Genomic DNA, 16958 nt, shown 5'->3' with positions numbered 1-16958 from the left:
CGAAAACCGGTTTCCACTTTTCGGGATCATGCTCTAGTCCGCCATCGCCACCAGCGCCTCGGGGTCGTAGGCGAGGCGGATCGAGGTGCCGACTGGGATGTCGTCGGCGCCGAAATCATTGGTCTCGGTCACCGACAGCGGCTTTTCCAGCCCGGGTATCTCGACGATCAGGTGGGTGATCTCGCCGAAATAATGGCGCTCGACCACCTTGCCGGCGACTTCGAATTTGGCCGTCGCATTGTCCCACAGCACGCGCAGCCGCTCGGGGCGGATGCCGAGCGTGGCTGCGCCGCCATTGCGGACGAAAGCCTTCGGCTTGTCGGTCTTGATGCGGCCAAAGCCCAGCGTGTCGACGACCAGCGAGGCGCCGTTCTCCTCGACGATCTCTGCCTTGACGAAATTCATGCCACCGAGGAAGTCGGCGACCTGGCGGTTGACCGGGCGCTGGTAGATTTCCTTGGGCGAGGCGACCTGTGCGATCCTGCCACCGAACATCACGGCGATACGATCGGACATGGCCAGTGCTTCATACTGGTCGTGGGTGACCAGCACGAAGGTGATGCCGACCGCCTGCTGCAGGCGACGCAGTTCGACCTGCATCTGTTCGCGCAGCTTCTTGTCCAGCGCCGACAGCGGCTCGTCGAGCAGCAGCACCTTGGGCCGCATCACCAGGGCGCGGGCCAGTGCCACGCGCTGGCGCTGGCCGCCGGAAAGCTCGGTGGCGAGGCGCTTGCCAAGACCGGTCAGAGAGACCTGCGCCAGCGCCTCTTCGACCCTGCGCTTTTCCTCCGCCCTTTCGAGTTTCAGCCGCTTCAGCCCATAGGCGACATTCTGCTCGACATTGAGGTGCGGGAAGATCGCATAGCTCTGGAACACCATGTTCGTTGGCCGGCGGTTGGCGGGAATGCCCTCCATCGACTGGCCGTCGACCGAGATCGAGCCGCTGGTCGGGTTGTCGAAACCGGCAATCATGCGCAGCAGCGTGGTCTTGCCGCAGCCGGACGGGCCGAGCAGCGAGAAGAATTCGCCCTCCTTGATGGTCAGCGAAGCGTCGTCGAGCGCCTTGAAGGCGCCATAGCTGCGGGTGACGCTTTTGATCTCGATCATTGGGCGTTCGGTCTGGGGGCGTTCAGTCTGGGGCCGCTCAGGCATAGAGGCCTCCCTCGTTCTGGGTGCGTTTGGCCGCGCGGCGGCGCAGGATTTCGGCAACGGTCATCAACAGGAAAGAGGCAGCCAGCAAAAGCGTGCCCAGCGCCAGAACGCCAGGCAGCTTCGAGGCGAAGCGCAATTGGCCCCAGATATAGATCGGCAGCGTGGCCTCGGTGCCGGTCAGGAAGAAGGCGATGAGGAACTCATCGAGCGAAATGGTGAAGCAGACGAGCAGGCTGGAAATGATCGCCGGCGCCACCATTGGCAGCGTAACGCGCCGGAAAGTGCCGAAGGCGCTCTCGCCGAGATCGGCGGAGGCTTCCTCGAGGCTGCGGTCAAAGCCCTCGAAGCCGGCGGTCAGCACCGTCATCGAATAGGGAATGCAGACCAGGACGTGGCCGAGCACGACGGTGAACAGCGACAGGCTCAGGCCAAGTTGCAGTATCACCAACAGCAAGGAGATGGCGACGATGATTTCGGGCAGCACCAGCGGCGCCATGATCAGGCCGTTGATGGCGCGGCGGCCAGGGTAGCGGTAGCGGGTGATCGAACGGGCGGCGAGGATGCCCAGAACCGTCGACAGGATGGCGGCCGACACGCCGACGACAAGGCTGTTCCAGGCGGCGTCGAGCAACGCCGGCGTGCGCGGCAGATCCTCGTACCATTTGAGCGTGAAGCCGGAGAGCGGGAATTTTGGCGTCGCGGCCGTGTTGACCGAGAAGATCGGCAGGAAGATGACCGGCAGATAGAGGAAGACGACGTAGAGAAATGCATAGGCCGACAGCCAGCCATTGGCCAGGAAGCGCCGCATCGCCATCATCGCGCCAACCTCATCGCGCTAACCTTTGGGCGGCGCGGAGGATCAGCACGGTGGCGCCGGCGATCAGCGTCACTATCAGCATGGTGGTGACCGAAAGTGCCGCGCCCAGCGGCCAATTGGAGGCCTTGCCGAACTGCGCCTGGATGGCGTTGGCGATCATGACGCCGTCCTTGCCACCGACGAGCTTGGGCGTGACATAGTCGCCGACGGTCGGGATCATGACGATCAGCGCCGCCGAGATGACACCCGGCGCCGACAGCGGCAGCGTCACGCGCAGGAAGGAACGAATGGGACCGTCGCCCAGGTCCTTGGCCGCTTCGACCAGCGTGCGGTCGACCTTTTCCAGCGATACGAAGATCGGCAGGATGGCGAAAGCGGCCCAGGCATGGGTCAGCGTGATGATGACAGCACTCGAATTGTAGAGCAGCGCGGTCGACGGCTCGTCAATGACGCCAAGCCCCATCAGGCCGGAATTCAAGACGCCATTGTAGCCGAGGATGACCTTCCACGACATTACGCGCAGCAGATAGCTGGTCCAGAACGGGATGGTGATCAGGAATAGCCAGAGGCTCTTGTGGCGGCCGCCATGGAAGGAGATGAAGTAGGCGATCGGATAGGCGAGCACGACCGTGAAGAAGCTCACCGTCAGTGAGATGTAGAGCGAACGCCAGAGCAGGTCGCGATAAATCGGCTCGGTCAGCGCGATGCGGTAGTTTTCCAGCGTGAAGGTGCGGTCGATGGTGAGGTAGTTCTGCGTCCAGAAGGAATGCGCGATGACCACCAGGATCGGCAGTACCAGGAGTATGAGCGCGTAGAGAAAGGTCGGGCTGATCAGGGCAAAGCCCTGGACGGGTTCGGACTGCAGAAGGGCATCTCGCCTGGCCCGCGTCATGCCGAACGCGGGCGACCCTTCCGCAGCCGCCGTCATTGCAAGCCCCCGGGCAGGATCCCAAGCGTGATCTCGGTTGCTGGCGCGGATTGTCCTGCCATGCGTCTCCCATTCGCTGGCGCTTCGGCCCGAAAACCGGAATCGATTTTCGGAAAGCACGAAGCGCGTATTCAAAGTGCTAGAGCGTACTTTGTGCATCCAAGTGGACGCACGTCGCTCTAGTGCCGGCTGACCGTTCCCAATTTTATGCCTGAAGTGCCATCGACCGCGTTTGCCGATCGCACTCCAAGCTTGCCGGCTTTCTTTCATCATGAGCGCATCCGCGGATTGAAATCAAGCGCTATTTCTGCAATATTGATTGAACGGACATTCAAAATGAAGTGAAGAAAGCCAGTTTGCCCGCAGTTGACGGCGAGCTTGGTGTCCGATGAAATTTACGAAGAAACGATGCGAGGCGACGATGGCGGCTGCAAGAGATCTGAGGACGACCGGAATGCCCGGACCTGGCGATGAGGACGCCGTGGAACTGGCCAAGCGTCATCTTATCCAGCCCTGGCCGTTTGCTGGCTCGGTCGGCGACGAAGCGCGTGCGCTGATCGGCGAGGGCGACGGCATCTACATCACCGACAGCACTGGCAAAAGACTGATCGACGGACCGGCCGGCATGTGGTGCATCAATATCGGTCACCGTCGCGAGGAGCTCGCCAAGGTGATGTACGATCAGGCCATGGCGCTGTCCTACAACACGCCGTGGTACACGATGAACGCGCCGTCGGCGGAGCTTGCCATGCGCATCGCTGGCCATGCGCCTGGCGACCTCAGCCATGTCTTCTTCACCACGGGCGGTTCCTCGGCCGTGGAGACGGCGCTGCGCTTCATGCAGTTCTACAACAATGTGCGCGGCCGCCCGGAAAAGAAGCTGATCCTGAGCCGTGGCGGCGCCTATCACGGCTCGACCTATCTGTCGGCTTCGCTCAACGGACGTCCGCGCGACCGCGACTGGATGGACGGCGCCGACGAGCTCGTCGTCAAGCTATCGTCGCCCGATCCGTTCCGCCGTCCAAAAGGCATGAGCCTTGCCGCCTTCACCGATGTGCTGGTCGATGAATTCCGCGACACCGTCGCCCGTGTCGGCACTGAGCGGATCGGTGCTTTCGTCGGCGAGCCGGTGCAGGCCTCCGGCGGCGTCATCGTGCCGCCCGACGGTTACCTCAAGCGCATCCGCCAGATCTGCCGCGACAACGATATCCTCTATATCTCCGACGAGGTGGTGACCGCCTTCGGCCGGCTCGGCCATGTCTTTGCTTCCGGCGAGGTGTTCGGCATCGAACCCGACATGATCACCTTCGCCAAGGGCGTGACGTCAGGCTACTTCCCGCTCGGCGGCGTCATCATTTCGGAACGGCTGCTGCAGGAGCTGCGCCGCTCGAACCATCCCGACGCGATGTTCGGTCATGGGCTGACCTACACCAGCCATCCCATTGGCTGCGCGGTGGCGCTGAAGAACCTCGACATCCTCGAAGACAGCGTGCTCGCCCATGCGCGCGAGGTCGCGCCCTATTTCCAGGCGCAACTGAAGACGCTGGAGGAACTGCCGCTGGTCGGCGAGGTGCGCGGGCTCGGGCTGATGGGCTGTGTCGAATGCGTGGCCGACCGCGAAAGCAGGGATCCATTGCAGCTCGACAAGAATGTCGGCAAGCGCATCGACGCGCATTGCCACGAACTTGGCCTTTTGGTCCGGCCGCTGATCAACATGTGCGTGATGTCGCCGCCGCTGATCATTTCGCGAGAGCAGATCGACGAGATGGTGTCGATCCTGCGTGAAGGCATTTCGCGGACAATGGACGATCTGAGGAAAGAAGGGGTGTGGCAGGGGTGAGAGCCGATCTCCCCCCTTGAGGGGGAGATGTCGCCAAAGGCGACAGAGGGGGTTGGTCCGACCGGGCGCGACCCTATTGCGGCAGATGGAGGTTGGCGCTTATGTGAGGCGACCCCCCTCTGGCCTGCCGGCCATCTCCCCCTCAAGGGGGAAGATTGCAGCTTCGCCGTCCTACATCTGCGACCGCATAGCCTCGTTGAGGTTCCACATGTCCTTCTCCTCCGGCGCGGTCTCCAGCCCGAGCACAGGAATCTGCTTGCGCAGATGGTCGTGGTGGGTGCGTACGCCATATTCGAGATCGGAGAGATAAAAGCCCTCGAAGGCTTCTGACAGCATGGACTCGTTCGACCAGACGGAAAGCTGCACGTCCTCGTTCATAGTGTCGCGGTCGATGCGATAGGCGAGATAGCGCGCCGCCGCCTGTTCCCTGGTCTCGTCCTTGTAGCGGTAGATGGCGCCGCGCAGCAGCGTCTCGCCGGTCGACAGCGGAAACTCCTGATAGAACTGCACGGATTCCGGCATGATCGACAGCGCGTTGTTGGGGAAGATGCCGTAATAGATCCAGGCCTTGCGCAGGTGCTCCGGCAGATGCGTCGCCTCGGGTGCGAGCTTGATGTACTGGCCCACGCTCCAGCGCCGTCCAGCATGCGGATTGTAGGTGGCGAAGGAGCGCGACACGCCGTTGATGAACGGTTCGTCGAAATAGGTCGCGCCATAGAGATCCTGCAAGGCGGGATGCGCCATGGCGACATGGTAGCCTTCATTGTCGACGTCGCGCACCGACTTCCAGTTGACCGGCGACTTCTGGGTCCAGATGCCCCAGGACGGCACCATGTCGGCGACGCCGTAATGCGCCATCTCGGCCTCGATCGGCTTCAGCAATTCGGTCACCGACGGCTGCGGCCCGCCCTTGCGGAAGCGGATGAAGATGAAGCCCATCCAGATTTCGAGGTCGAGCGGCATCAGGCCGAATTCGGTCTTGTCAAGATCGGGGAAGGAGCGCGGGCGGGCGGCGCCGCGCAGCGTGCCGTCGAGATTGTAGACCCAGCCATGGAAGGGGCAGACCAGTGCGTTCTTGCAGGTGCCCTGGCTGTCGGCGACGACGCGGCTGCCGCGGTGGCGGCACATATTGTTGAAGGCGCGCACGACGCCGTCCTTGCCGCGCACGATCAGCGCCCGTTCGCCGACCACGTCCATGGTTAGATAGTCGCCGGCATTCGGCACGTCGGAGACATGGCCGGCGATCTGCCAGTGATTGCGGAAGACGTATTCTTTCTCGAGTTCGAGAAGGGCGTCGGAATGATAGCTCCAGCCCGGCAACCCCCGCCGGTCCCAATCATTGGGGATCGCCACGTCACGGAGGTGCGGGTTCATAAAACGGCTCATCATTTGTTGAATACTCATTCAATAAAAGCATATTTTTCATTGAAATGCAATGGCTTGTGGAAATCAGAAATTTCTATGGAGCTGAGTTACGGCACTTTTAGAACCAGCGTGGCGACAGAAAATCCCGGAAATTCCGGGTGTTAACATGGGTTGTGACACCGGGCGCGCCGGATGAGGATTCAGCGTTGCCGCGTCGGGAAATGACCTCGCCTCGCATGGAAAGATTGCCGCTGCCCAAAATCCATTCCCAGTGTGGGATTGATCACTGTCCAGCGACCGATTCAGGCCTAGAAGGGTGCTGCCAAGCATCATTGTCAGGCAACGAGTTTCGCAAACGAACCTGTGTCGGGTGTGGCCAAACATGCCAATAACAACCGAAATTTCTCGTTTCAAAGCCGTTACACGAGCAAGCGGGTGCATCATTCGCCCGTTACCAGGCGCGATTAAGTTCGTTCTACCGAAAAAAGAAAATCGATGCAGGGAACGATGATGTTTACCAAGATCCAGACCGCCAGCCACGACCGCCAGTTCCAGGCTCCGGAGCGCAATGACCGCCGCCCGAAGCTGGCTTTGCGCCAGCGCGCCAGCGACAATCCGATGGGGCTGTTCACAGCGCTGGCGACCGCCGCATTCGTCGGCATGGCGTTCGCGCCGACGGTTGGCCCGGCCTTTGCCTCGCTGAACCCACCCGCCAACGTCATCGATGGCGCGACAACCACGACCAAGACCGGGCGCCTGCCGATGCCGCAGATCGATTTTGCCTGCAAGGGCCAGGCCTGGGGCGCCGAGAGCGTGGACTGCCTGCGCGCCATCGCCCAGCAGTCCGGGGTGCACAGGGCTCGCGCCGTCCGCATGATCGCGAATGCCGCGCCGATGGCCAGCACGCCGAACGTTTTTTGAGTTTTGGCCAGCATGATCTTTTCGAAGACCGGTTCCCACTTCTAGGGATCATGCTTTGCCCGAGCGTCCTCCAGCGCTCAAGTCAGGCTCCCACCGCACCGTCGGTCGGGAGTCTTCTTTTTACACGCTTTCTCTTTGTTTTGACGCAATTCCGGATGGAAAACCGTTTCACACTTTTCCTGGAGTTGCTTAGCTTCCCAATGCCGCCTGTTCGGCAATGGCCGATAGCACACCGCGCACGTCCAGCGTGCTGAACGGCTTTTCCAGGATCTGCGGCCGCAGCGGTGCGGGCAAGGCCTCGATCTCGGCCTTGGCGCCGATCAGGTCGCCGGTGACCAGCACGAAGCGCCGCGCCAGATCAGGCCGCTCGGCGAGCAGTTCGCGATAGATCGATATGCCGCTGGTGCCGGGCATGCGCAGATCGGAAAAGACGATGTCGGGCGGCATGTGGCCGCTCAAGGTCGCAGCCGTCGATGCCCAGATAGGCACGATGCGCGACTTGATGCCCATCAGCTCCAGAATGTCGGAGAGCGAGGCGGCGACATCGGGCTCGTCATCGATGATCAGCGCATGGCGCAATCCGCTCGACCGCGCTGGGCTTTCACCGGCGACGGCACCATTGGCGGCAATTGCCGGCAATTGCACGACGAAACGTGCGCCCCTTGGCACAACCTCCTCGAACCAGACATTGCCATTGTGCCTTTCGATGATCGACTTCGAGATCGACAGGCCGATGCCGGTGCCGACGCCGACCGGCTTGGTGGTGAAGTAGGACTCGAAGATACGGGCGCGTATCGCTTCCGGCACGCCAGGGCCGTTGTCCTCGACGGAGAAACAGGGATTGCCGCGGTCGCTGCGAAAGGTGCGAACCTTGATCAGCCGGTCGCCGCCTATGCCGGCCAAGGCGTGCTGGCTGTTGACGAGGAAGTTGGCGGCCACCTGCGTCACATGGTCAGCGTCGGCCATGGCCAGCAGCGGACCGCTGGCAAAATCGGTATCGATGATAATGCCGGTCGACCTAGCGCCATAGGCCGTCACTTCGAGGGCTGCGCGAACCACCTGGTTGAGGTCGGTCTCGGCCTGGGCGGCGGGATGCAGGCGCACCATCGACAGAAAGCTCTTGACGATGCGGCCGCAGCGCTCGGCGGCGGCGCGCACCTTTTCGGCGCGCACCTTGGTCTGCGGATCGGAGGCGAATTCGTGCAACAGCGTCGATTGGGCAACGACCACGGCCAATGGGTTGTTGAGCTCATGCGAAACGCCGGCGAGCAGCGAGCCCATCGCCGCCATCTTCTCGTTTTGGTGCAGCTTTTCGCGCTGGCGGCCGATCTCCTCCTCGGCGCGCAGCTTGTCGCGCAGGTCGCGGATCGAGCCGAAGATCAGGCGGCGGTCGGCGACCCGCATCTCGGTCGCCGTCAGTTCGATCGGAAAGACTTCGCCGGCCGCGTTCTGGGTGACGGTCTCAAGCCGCTGGCCGACCATCGGCGCGCCGCGGCCCGACATGTATTCGGCGCCTGACGCGTAGCCCTTGCGGTAATATTCCGGAACGACGGTGTCGAGCAGGTCCTTGCCGAGGATGTCGCTGCGCTGGTAGCCGAACATCTTTTCTGCGGCCGGATTGAATTCGATGATCGAGCCGGTTTCGTCGATGACGATGATGGCATCGAGCGAGGCCTGCAGCATGGTGCGGCGGATGACCTCGCTGGCATGGGCGTCGGAAAGCGATCGTTCGATGGCGTCGCTGATGGCCAGCGCAATGATGTGTAGCGTCGCCTCTTCCTCGTCGGTCCATTCACGCTCGTTCACACAATCGTTGATCGCCAGCGTGCCCCACAGATGGCCGTGCGCAAAGACAGATACCGACAGGAACGACTTGATGTGCTGCTTTTCGAAGTCGGTTCTCAGGAAACCTTCGAGGTCGCGCGTGTGTCCGGCGAAGACCTTGCCTTGCCGTTCATCCTCGCCCAACCGCTCCAACAGCGGGTCCGAATTGACGACCGACTGCATGATGACCGTCGGCGACGCCAATTCGCCGCCAAACCGGGGGTCGATCCAGTAGGCCGCGACCGACTGGGCAAAACCCTGGCCGGGCAGTTCGCGCAGACGAAACAGGATACCGCGCTGGCAATCGAGCGCCGTGCAGAGTGTCGCCAGGATGTTTTCCATCTCGCGCTGCCAGTCGCCGGCTTCGCGCAATCGGCGAACGACATTGACAGCCGCCATCGCCGCGCCTTGCCTGGCGCCGTGCACATCGGTGTGTCCTGCTTCAGCAGTCATTATCAGCCGTCATTTTCAGAGCCGTGCCAGGCCGGAATGGATACCTGCGGCCCGTCAGTTGCCTTCACCGGTCGGCAACGAGAAGATATAGCCTTCGCCGCGCACCGTGCGCAGGAATTTCGGATTGGCCGGGTCCGCCTCGATCTTCTTTCTCAGCCGCATGATGCGGATGTCGACGGCGCGTGACGATTCCGGATCCTCGACGAAGCCGATCGCCTCGGAGATCGCGGCCCGTGTCAACAGCCGGTTGGCGCGTGTCAGGAAAACCTCCAGCACGTCAAACTCGCTCTTGGCCATGTCGATGACTGTGCCATTGGCGCCGGTAACGAACCTGCCGTCGAGATCGGCATGGAAGGGCCCGAAGCTCATGGAACGGCGGTCGGCCGTTGCTTCGGTCTTGACGCCATGCGGCTCGGTCGGTTGGGGAACACGGCGCAGCACGCTGCGGACCCTCGCCAGCACCTCGCGCAATTCGTAGGGCTTGACGATGTAGTCGTCGGCACCGAGTTCCAGCCCGACGATGCGGTCGAGCGCCGTGCCAGCGGCGGTGGCGTAGATGACGCCGATCGGCATTTTCGAGCGTAGCCAGCGGCCGAGTGACAGGCCGTCCTCGCCAGGCATGGCGATATCGAGGATGGCCAGATGGAACGACTGCGTCTCCAGCAAGCTGCGCGCTGCGGCGGCGCTCTCAGCCGTCGCCACATCATAGCCGCTGGCGCCGAGATACTCGGCAACCGCGTCCCGCAGATCGGGCTCGTCCTCGACGATGACAATTCGTGCCCGCACTATGCTCTCGCTCCCGCTTTCAGTGGAAAGTAGATTGGGTATAAACATCATGTCCAGCGCTCATATTCGGTTACTGAAGGAATGGTAAGAAAACATGGCTGCACGATCCGTCATCGCGCTTGTTTCCGTCGCTGATACGGTCGCGACCGATCTCGCCGACCATCTCGAACGGCGCGGCCATGATGTGCGCGCGGTGCGCCAACCCTGGGAGGCCGAATCCCTGCTTTCGGGAAAGGGCATCGATGTCGCCGTCATCGGTGACAGCCTCAGCCAGGCAGAAGGGCGCGATCTGCTCAGGCGCTATGGCGGCGAGAGCGGACCGGATTTCATTCTGATCTGCCGGCCAACCGACCTGGTCGACAAGGTGCTGGCGCTCGAACTGGGGGCGGCCGACGTCGTCGAGAGCCCGCTCAATGTCAGAGAACTCGCTGCCCGCATCGGCGGATTGCTGACGCGGCGCGGCAGGAGCGCCGGGGAGTTGATCGTATTGGAGAACGCGACGGTCGACCTCCGGTCGGCCATGGTCATGCATCGCTCCGGCACGGAGGAACAATTGTCGCCAGGCCAGGTGGCGCTGCTCAAGCTGTTTCTGGCCAGTCCGCGCAAGGTGTTGACGCGAGACGACATCATTGCCGGAGCGCCCGCCGAAAATGCCGATGCCTTCGATCGCTCGATCGATTCGCGCATCGTGCGGCTGCGCCGCAAGCTCGACACTGAAACCATCACCACCATAAGGGGTGCGGGTTATCGGTTCGATCCGCCGATGCAGTTCGGCGATTAAGGGTAGTTCATCACCGATTGAGAGCAGGGCGGCCACCTGCTGTCCACAGGCCGTGGCGCTCAACGCACCACGAGAAGCGACGGACCTGACGGCACTTCGCTAGGTCCCATCTCGCTGGCAATGACGAATTCGGTCGCCTGAGCGCGATCCTTCAGAAGCACGGTGACAAGGCCGGCAAAGCCGAGCAGGCCCTGTGCATAGAGCAGTGCGGAAAGCACCGAAGCTGCAAATTTCGTGTTCATCTTATCCACTCCCCAAATCCAGATTACGTCACGCTTCGGGATACCTCCCGAAGTGCCCGCGCCGCTGCGGAGCCCCCCGTCGCGGCGCGGGCCTTCGGTCCTCTCGGCTGCAAGTTGCCGGAGGGGCCGCGCATCTTCTTCAGCCCAAAACCGACCCGCCAGAGGGCCTTGAGCCGGTTGACGCGCAGGCTGGAAAAGATCCAGACCGTGGCGGGAAACAGGACCGCTTTCAATTTCGTGCCAACTTTCGTTTGGCGCGGGCTTGTTTCCGTTGGGTCAAATCTGCGGCTGGCCTGTATCCGTATCATGCCGCCCCACGCCGCGCTCTGTTGCAGGTTGGTTTCGAGCGGGGTCGATTTCTTTCATATGAGGGAAAAGCAAGTTTTCGCTTGAGGTTAGCTGGCATCTTCCGTTTGCCAGCTCGACGGCAGCCAGCGCTGTTTGCTTCGGGTCTCGCTTCGAAAGATCTGCACCAAGCGAGTCGCTTCCGTTAACCATAGGAAACAGATTCGAAACAGAAACGCATATCCTACGAAATCGGTTCGAAACACGCGCCAACGATAAGCCGGTCATCGAATTGGAACCGGCCATGTCCGGCAAACAGGGGGACATCATGCGCACCACCATTTCCGCCAAGCTCATTCACATCACCGCGGCCGCCCTGACGGGTGCGGCCCTTCTCCTCGGTGCCGGCAATGGCGCTGCGCAAGCTGCCAACAAGATCGTGGCGCGGGTGTCGCTTTCGCAGCAGACCATGGAAGTCCTGGTCGACGGCCGGCCGACCTTCGCGTGGAAGGTCTCGACCGGCGCCAGGGGGTATGTCACGCCGACCGGTTCGTTCAGGCCGACCCGCATGCACCAGATGTGGTATTCGAAGAAATACGACAACGCGCCGATGCCACATTCCGTCTTCTTCAGCGGCGGCTACGCCGTGCATGCGACCAATGCCGTCAAGCGCCTGGGACAGCCGGCCTCGCATGGCTGTGTGCGGCTGCATCCGGACAATGCCGCCGACTTCTACCAGCTTGTCGAGGTCTTCGGTCCGGCCAACACCAGCATCGTCATCGTCAAGTAGGCTGCGTTGGAACGGTTTGAGGCCTGAGTTATCGGGCTTCGCCGCTCCGGCTTCCCGCCGATGGCGGCGGTAAAGTCAAGCAGCCAAAAAAGAGGCCGGATTTTCCGGCCTCTTTTTATTTGGTCGTGCAGTTTTAGAGCATGATCCCGAAAAGTGGGAACCGATTTTCGGAGAAGATCATGCTCAAGCAGAGAGATAGAGCCTGTTTCCATCCCGATTCCATCGGGATGGAACAGGCTCTAGTCCTGCAGCGCCGGCATCAGCTTCGGGTCGGGCTTCTCGGCATGATGCGGCAGGTCCTTGCTGGCGATGAAAGTGTAGAACATCGGCACCACGAAAAGCGTGAACATGGTGCCGACCAGAATGCCGGTGAAAATCACCAGGCCCATCGAATAGCGTGCCGCAGCACCTGCACCGCTGGAGGTGATCAGCGGCACCACGCCGAGCGCCATCGCCGCCGTCGTCATCAGGATCGGCCGCAGCCGCACCTTGGCCGAGGCGATGATGGCATCGCGACGCCGCATCCCGTGCTGCTCGCGCTGCTGATTGGCGAATTCGACGAGAAGGATGCCGTGCTTGGTAATCAGACCGATCAGCGTGATCAACCCGACCTGCGTGTAGATATTTAATGTTCCCAAGCCCAGATTGAGCGGCACGATCGCACCGAAAATCGACAGCGGCACCGCCATCATGATGATCAGCGGGTCGCGGAAGCTTTCGAATTGCGCCGCCAGCACGAGGTAGATGACGACGATGGCGGCAGCGAAGGCGATCAGGATGGTGCTGCCCTGTTCCTTCTCCTGTCTGGACTGGCCGGAATAGTCGATGAAGAAGGTGTCGGGCAGGCTCTCCCTGGCGATGTCCTCGATGGTCTTCAGCCCGTCGCCGGTGGTGACGCCGGGCAGCGGCAGTGCGGAAATCGTTGCCGAGTTCAACTGGTTGAACTGCTCGATCGCGGCCGGCGATGCGTTGGTCGAGATCTTCACCACCGCCGACAGCGGCACCATTTCGCCCGACGCGCTGCGCACGAAATACTCGGCCAGTTTTTCGGGGTTGTCGCGGAATTGCTGCGGCACCTGCGGGATGATGTCATAGCTGTTGGAATCGCGATCGAACTGTGCCACTTCGGCGCCGCCGACCAGCAAGGTCAGCGTCCGGCCGATTTCGGCGATCGGCAGGTTGAGGGCGGCAGCGCGGTCGCGGTCGATCGTCACCGTCACTTGCGGTGCGTCAAAGGCCATCGAATTCTGCACGACGATGAAGCGGCCGGAGGCCTGCGCCTTGTTCTTGATATTCTCGGCCGCCTCGTACACTTCGGAAGCGTCGCCGGTCGAGCGCACCACCATGGTGATCGGCAGGCCGCCGCCGGAGCCCGGCAGCGTCGGCGGCGCGAAGACGAAAGCCTCGACGCCGGCGACCTTGGACAGCCGACCCTGGATGTCCGCCTGGATTTCCTTGGAGCTGCGCGTGCGTTCGGCCCAGTCCTTGAAGGCGAAGCCGACGAAGGCGCTGTTGGTCTGGCCGCCGAAGGCGACCGCCGAGAACTGCGCCCGCGTTTCCGGCAGATCCTTGACCAGGCCGAGCATCTGGTTGACGTAGGTCTCGGTATAGTCGGACGTCGCGTAACGGGGCGCGGTCACCAGCGAAAGCAGGAAGCCCTGATCTTCCTCCGGCGCCAGTTCGCTCGATGTCTTGGTGAATGCAAAGCCGGTGACGCCGACAAGCGCAAGCACAATGATCAGTGTCAGCGGACGATAGTTCAACGAGCCGGTGACAGCCTTCTCGTAGACGCGCTCGACCCACCCGAAGGTACTGTCGACAATGTGCTGGAAGCGGCTATGCGAACCGGCCTTCAGGAGGCGAGCCGACATCATCGGCGTGATGGTGACGGCGATGAGGCCCGACAGCACCACCGAGCCGGCGAGCGTCACCGCAAATTCACGGAACAGCGCTCCGGTCAGGCCCCCGGTGAAAGCCAGCGGCGCAAACACGGCGGCCAGCGTGATCGTCATGGCGACGATGGCGGAGAATATCTCGCGCATGCCGTTGAAGGCCGCCTGCATCGGCGACATGTGGTCTTCTTCCATATGGCGGTGGATGTTTTCCACCACCACGATCGCGTCGTCGACAACCAGGCCGATCGCTAGCACCATGGCGAGCAACGACAGGAGATTGATCGAGTAGCCCATTGCAAACAGCAGGAAGCAGACGCCGACCAGCGACAGCGGAATGGTCACGATCGGCATCATCACCGAGCGGAACGAGCCGAGGAAGAGCAGGATGACGACGATGACGATGGCGACTGCCTCGCCGATGGTCTTGAACACCTCGTAGATCGAAGCGCTGATCTGTTCGGTCGAATCGTAGACGATCTCGATCGTCATGCCTATCGGCAGGGTGTCCTGGATCTCCGGCACGATCTTGTGGATCGCCGCCGCCGTGGTCAGCGGATTGGCGGCGGGCGTCGGGAAGATGGCCAGAAAGGTGCCGGGCTTGCCGTTGAAGCTGACCCTGGTGTCGGTGTTCGCGGCGCCCAGCTCGACACGCGCCACGTCACGCAGCCGCACCACGTTGCCGTCTTTCGAACGGAGCGGAAGCTCGGCGAAAGCCTCCGGCGTCTGCAGCGTCGAGCGCACGGTGATCGAGGAGACGACATATTCGTTCTGGGTATTGCCGGGCGCGGAGAGGAAATTCGACTCGTTGATGGCGGTCAGCACGTCCCCCGCGGTGACCCCGCGCGCCGCGAGCTTCACCGGATCGATCCAGACGCGCATCGAATATTCCTGGGCGCCGAAGATCTGCACGTCGGCAACGCCTTCGACCGTGGACATGCGCGGCCGGATGACGCGCTCGATATATTCGGTCAACTGCTCCTTCGTCATGTTCGGATTCTGCATCGAGATATACATCATCGCGAACTGATCGCCGGTGCCTTTGACGATCACCGGGTCCTTGGATGCTTCCGGCAAAGTGCCGCGCACGCCCTGGACCTTCGACAGCACCTCGGTCAGCGCGACATCCGGGTTGGAGCCGAGTTTCATCTGCACCGTCACGGTGCTGGAGGACGGCCGGCTGGCCGATGTGACGTAATCGATGTTCTCGGTCGAGGCGACGGCGCGGGCGATCGGCGCTGAAATAAAGCCCTGGATCAGGTCGGCGCTGGCGCCCGGGTAGGCGGTCGTGATCGTAATGGCGGTCTCGTCGACCTTCGGATACTGCCGGATCGAAAGGTTGAAGATGCCCTGGAAGCCCAAGAGCAGGATCATGCAGGCCAGAACGGTCGACAGAACCGGTCGGCGGATGAAGATATCGGAGAAACTCATTTCTGGCTTGCCTGCTGGTTCACCGGCTTGGTCGGGTCGATCGTGTTGTCGACAGCAACGGACATGCCGTTGAAAAGCCGGTTCTGGCCGGCGGTGACGACCTCATCGCCAGCAGTGAGACCTTCGAGGATCTCGATCATGCCGGCATTGCGGCGGCCAGGCTTGACGAATACCTGCGACAGGACGAGAGCCGGCTTTTCGCCCTCCGTGGCCGGCTTGGCCGGGTCGGCAGCCGTCTTGTCCGCGGGTTTGTCGGCTGCCGCATCAGCGGCGGGCTTGGTGGCATCCGCCGCCGGCTTGGTTGCGTCCGCCGGTTTTGCAGCATCCGCCGCCGCGGGCTCGTCTGCTGCCGAGGCGGCGGGCATTTCTCCAGGCTTCGCAGCCGGGGCCGAGGCGGCTTCCGCCCCGGCCGGACGCACGACAAAGATGAAATCGCCATAGAGGCTGGACGTCAGCGCAGTCTGCGGCAGCGCCAGCACATTGTTCTCCTCCGGCAATTCGACGCGCACCTGCACGAACTGGCCAGGCGTCAGCTTGCCTTCGGGGTTGGCCACCTCCGCCCGGACCGTGACCAGACGGCTGCTGGGGTCGATCTTGGGGTCGATGCCGCGAATGGCGCCGGCAAACGGCATGTCGCCGCCGCCGATGCCCAGCCGAACCGTCTGGCCGATCTTCAGCAGGGGAAGCTGCTGTTCAGGAATCGAGAAGTCGACCCGCATCGTGTCCAGATCCTGCAGGGTCACCACTGCGGTTCCGGACGCCAGATACTGGCCGAGGTCGATCTTTGGGATACCCACCGTGCCGCCGAAAGGCGCCGTCAACTGCTTCTGCTCGAGCACCGCCTGCATCTTGTTCACCTGTGCGAGGGTGGCTGATGCGGTTGCCCGCGCCGTGTCAAGCGTAACGTCCGCACCGACGCCGCGCCTCTGCAATTCGATGGCGCGCGTCAGCGCCGTCTGGACGAGCACGGCTTGAGCCTTCTCCGCATCGAGATCGGCACGTTCGACGGCATCGTCGAGTTGAAGGAGAACCGCGTTGGCTTTGACCTTCTCGTTGGCGTGAAAAAGGATCTCCTTGACGATACCAGCGGTCTCAACAGTCAGGTCGACGCCGCGCACCGCACTCACCGTGCCGATCGCCTCGATGCCCGGCGTCCAGCTGATCGGCTTGACGATGGTGGTGGACACGGTCGCCGCCGGCGGTTTCATGGTGGCGAAATACTGCTTGATGCCGTTGTCGCGCAGGAAGTTGAAGCCGACAATGCCGCCGACCACGGCGACCAGCACGAGCAAAACCAAGGCGATGACGACTATCTGGATTATGCGTCTGAACAAGAGTGTCCCCTCAACCGGCGACCGTCATGGCGGTCGATGTCGGGACACTATCCACGGCAGGTCCCGATTTTCAAATAATGGCGGTCTTACTGTACCGTCTGGACGGTCTTGTCAATT

The 16958-nt window shown here is 62.2% G+C and carries 13 protein-coding genes; 4 read left to right on the top strand and 9 right to left on the bottom strand.

The genetic code is table 11. From position 1 onward, the window contains the following. Positions 1-33 precede the first annotated feature (33 nt). From OHD62_RS13930 to OHD62_RS13920, 3 genes are read right to left on the bottom strand one after another with little or no spacing between them, the layout of a single operon-like run. Positions 34-1107: an ABC transporter ATP-binding protein gene (locus OHD62_RS13930; RefSeq protein WP_263783361.1), complete on the bottom strand. Its 1074-nt coding sequence runs from the start codon at positions 1105-1107 to the stop codon at positions 34-36. Between the two features lie 37 nt (positions 1108-1144). After that, the gene (locus OHD62_RS13925) at positions 1145-1969 is read right to left on the bottom strand and encodes an ABC transporter permease (RefSeq protein WP_263783359.1); all 825 of its coding nucleotides are present in this window, start codon (positions 1967-1969) and stop codon (positions 1145-1147) included. A 10-nt stretch (positions 1970-1979) separates the two neighbouring features. Next, the gene (locus OHD62_RS13920) at positions 1980-2897 is read right to left on the bottom strand and encodes an ABC transporter permease (RefSeq protein WP_263783357.1); all 918 of its coding nucleotides are present in this window, start codon (positions 2895-2897) and stop codon (positions 1980-1982) included. A gap of 421 nt (positions 2898-3318) precedes the next feature. On the opposite strand from OHD62_RS13920, the gene OHD62_RS13915 reads away from it, so the two are divergent. Then, a complete protein-coding gene (locus OHD62_RS13915; protein WP_263783355.1) occupies positions 3319-4737 on the top strand; it encodes an aminotransferase in 1419 nt (472 codons plus the stop codon). 171 nt (positions 4738-4908) lie between these two features. Here OHD62_RS13915 and OHD62_RS13910 read toward each other — a convergent pair whose 3' ends face one another. Continuing rightward, positions 4909-6111, bottom strand: a complete 1203-nt coding sequence (locus tag OHD62_RS13910) for an aromatic ring-hydroxylating oxygenase subunit alpha (protein ID WP_263783353.1) — start codon at positions 6109-6111, stop codon at positions 4909-4911. 501 nt (positions 6112-6612) lie between these two features. On the opposite strand from OHD62_RS13910, the gene OHD62_RS13905 reads away from it, so the two are divergent. Beyond that, positions 6613-7023 (top strand): hypothetical protein, encoded by a 411-nt coding sequence (locus tag OHD62_RS13905; protein WP_263783351.1) that lies wholly within the window; start codon positions 6613-6615, stop codon positions 7021-7023. A gap of 189 nt (positions 7024-7212) precedes the next feature. On the opposite strand, the gene OHD62_RS13900 is transcribed toward OHD62_RS13905, so the two are convergent. Both OHD62_RS13900 and OHD62_RS13895 read right to left on the bottom strand, forming a co-directional pair. Then, positions 7213-9300 carry a PAS domain S-box protein gene (locus OHD62_RS13900; RefSeq protein ID WP_263783350.1) on the bottom strand — a complete coding sequence of 696 codons (2088 nt, stop codon included), beginning with the start codon at positions 9298-9300 and terminating at the stop codon, positions 7213-7215. 54 nt (positions 9301-9354) lie between these two features. Then, positions 9355-10134: a response regulator gene (locus OHD62_RS13895; RefSeq protein WP_263783880.1), complete on the bottom strand. Its 780-nt coding sequence runs from the start codon at positions 10132-10134 to the stop codon at positions 9355-9357. 46 nt (positions 10135-10180) lie between these two features. On the opposite strand from OHD62_RS13895, the gene OHD62_RS13890 reads away from it, so the two are divergent. Continuing rightward, the gene (locus OHD62_RS13890) at positions 10181-10867 is read left to right on the top strand and encodes a response regulator transcription factor (protein ID WP_263783349.1); all 687 of its coding nucleotides are present in this window, start codon (positions 10181-10183) and stop codon (positions 10865-10867) included. Positions 10868-10926: 59 nt separating this feature from the next. Here the strand turns inward: OHD62_RS13890 and OHD62_RS13885 are convergent, their stop codons facing one another. Further along, positions 10927-11109 (bottom strand): hypothetical protein, encoded by a 183-nt coding sequence (locus tag OHD62_RS13885; protein WP_263783347.1) that lies wholly within the window; start codon positions 11107-11109, stop codon positions 10927-10929. 613 nt (positions 11110-11722) lie between these two features. On the opposite strand from OHD62_RS13885, the gene OHD62_RS13880 reads away from it, so the two are divergent. Then, positions 11723-12184 carry a L,D-transpeptidase gene (locus OHD62_RS13880; protein ID WP_263783879.1) on the top strand — a complete coding sequence of 154 codons (462 nt, stop codon included), beginning with the start codon at positions 11723-11725 and terminating at the stop codon, positions 12182-12184. A gap of 239 nt (positions 12185-12423) precedes the next feature. Here the strand turns inward: OHD62_RS13880 and OHD62_RS13875 are convergent, their stop codons facing one another. Both OHD62_RS13875 and OHD62_RS13870 read right to left on the bottom strand, forming a co-directional pair. Further along, positions 12424-15507, bottom strand: a complete 3084-nt coding sequence (locus OHD62_RS13875) for an efflux RND transporter permease subunit (protein ID WP_263783345.1) — start codon at positions 15505-15507, stop codon at positions 12424-12426. Beyond that, positions 15504-16841, bottom strand: a complete 1338-nt coding sequence (locus OHD62_RS13870; protein WP_263783343.1) for an efflux RND transporter periplasmic adaptor subunit — start codon at positions 16839-16841, stop codon at positions 15504-15506. The genes OHD62_RS13875 and OHD62_RS13870 overlap by 4 nt, the downstream gene beginning before the upstream one ends. Positions 16842-16958 lie beyond the last annotated feature (117 nt).

This window comes from Mesorhizobium sp. YC-39 (assembly GCF_025753795.1).
Classification (GTDB): Bacteria; Pseudomonadota; Alphaproteobacteria; order Rhizobiales; family Rhizobiaceae; genus Mesorhizobium.
This window is presented reverse-complemented; position numbering and strand designations above follow the sequence as displayed.

What these genes read in the sequence shown, in the direction of transcription:
- OHD62_RS13925 (WP_263783359.1), bottom strand. Translation starts at nt 1,969, where the DNA reads ATGATGGCGATGCGGCGCTTCCTGGCCAATGGCTGGCTGTCGGCCTAT.
- OHD62_RS13880 (WP_263783879.1), top strand. Translation starts at nt 11,723, where the DNA reads ATGCGCACCACCATTTCCGCCAAGCTCATTCACATCACCGCGGCCGCC.
- OHD62_RS13895 (WP_263783880.1), bottom strand. Translation starts at nt 10,134, where the DNA reads ATGTTTATACCCAATCTACTTTCCACTGAAAGCGGGAGCGAGAGCATA.
- OHD62_RS13915 (WP_263783355.1), top strand. Translation starts at nt 3,319, where the DNA reads ATGGCGGCTGCAAGAGATCTGAGGACGACCGGAATGCCCGGACCTGGC.
- OHD62_RS13905 (WP_263783351.1), top strand. Translation starts at nt 6,613, where the DNA reads ATGTTTACCAAGATCCAGACCGCCAGCCACGACCGCCAGTTCCAGGCT.
- OHD62_RS13890 (WP_263783349.1), top strand. Translation starts at nt 10,181, where the DNA reads ATGGCTGCACGATCCGTCATCGCGCTTGTTTCCGTCGCTGATACGGTC.
- OHD62_RS13930 (WP_263783361.1), bottom strand. Translation starts at nt 1,107, where the DNA reads ATGATCGAGATCAAAAGCGTCACCCGCAGCTATGGCGCCTTCAAGGCG.
- OHD62_RS13875 (WP_263783345.1), bottom strand. Translation starts at nt 15,507, where the DNA reads ATGAGTTTCTCCGATATCTTCATCCGCCGACCGGTTCTGTCGACCGTT.
- OHD62_RS13920 (WP_263783357.1), bottom strand. Translation starts at nt 2,897, where the DNA reads ATGACGGCGGCTGCGGAAGGGTCGCCCGCGTTCGGCATGACGCGGGCC.
- OHD62_RS13900 (WP_263783350.1), bottom strand. Translation starts at nt 9,300, where the DNA reads ATGACTGCTGAAGCAGGACACACCGATGTGCACGGCGCCAGGCAAGGC.
- OHD62_RS13885 (WP_263783347.1), bottom strand. Translation starts at nt 11,109, where the DNA reads ATGAACACGAAATTTGCAGCTTCGGTGCTTTCCGCACTGCTCTATGCA.
- OHD62_RS13910 (WP_263783353.1), bottom strand. Translation starts at nt 6,111, where the DNA reads ATGAACCCGCACCTCCGTGACGTGGCGATCCCCAATGATTGGGACCGG.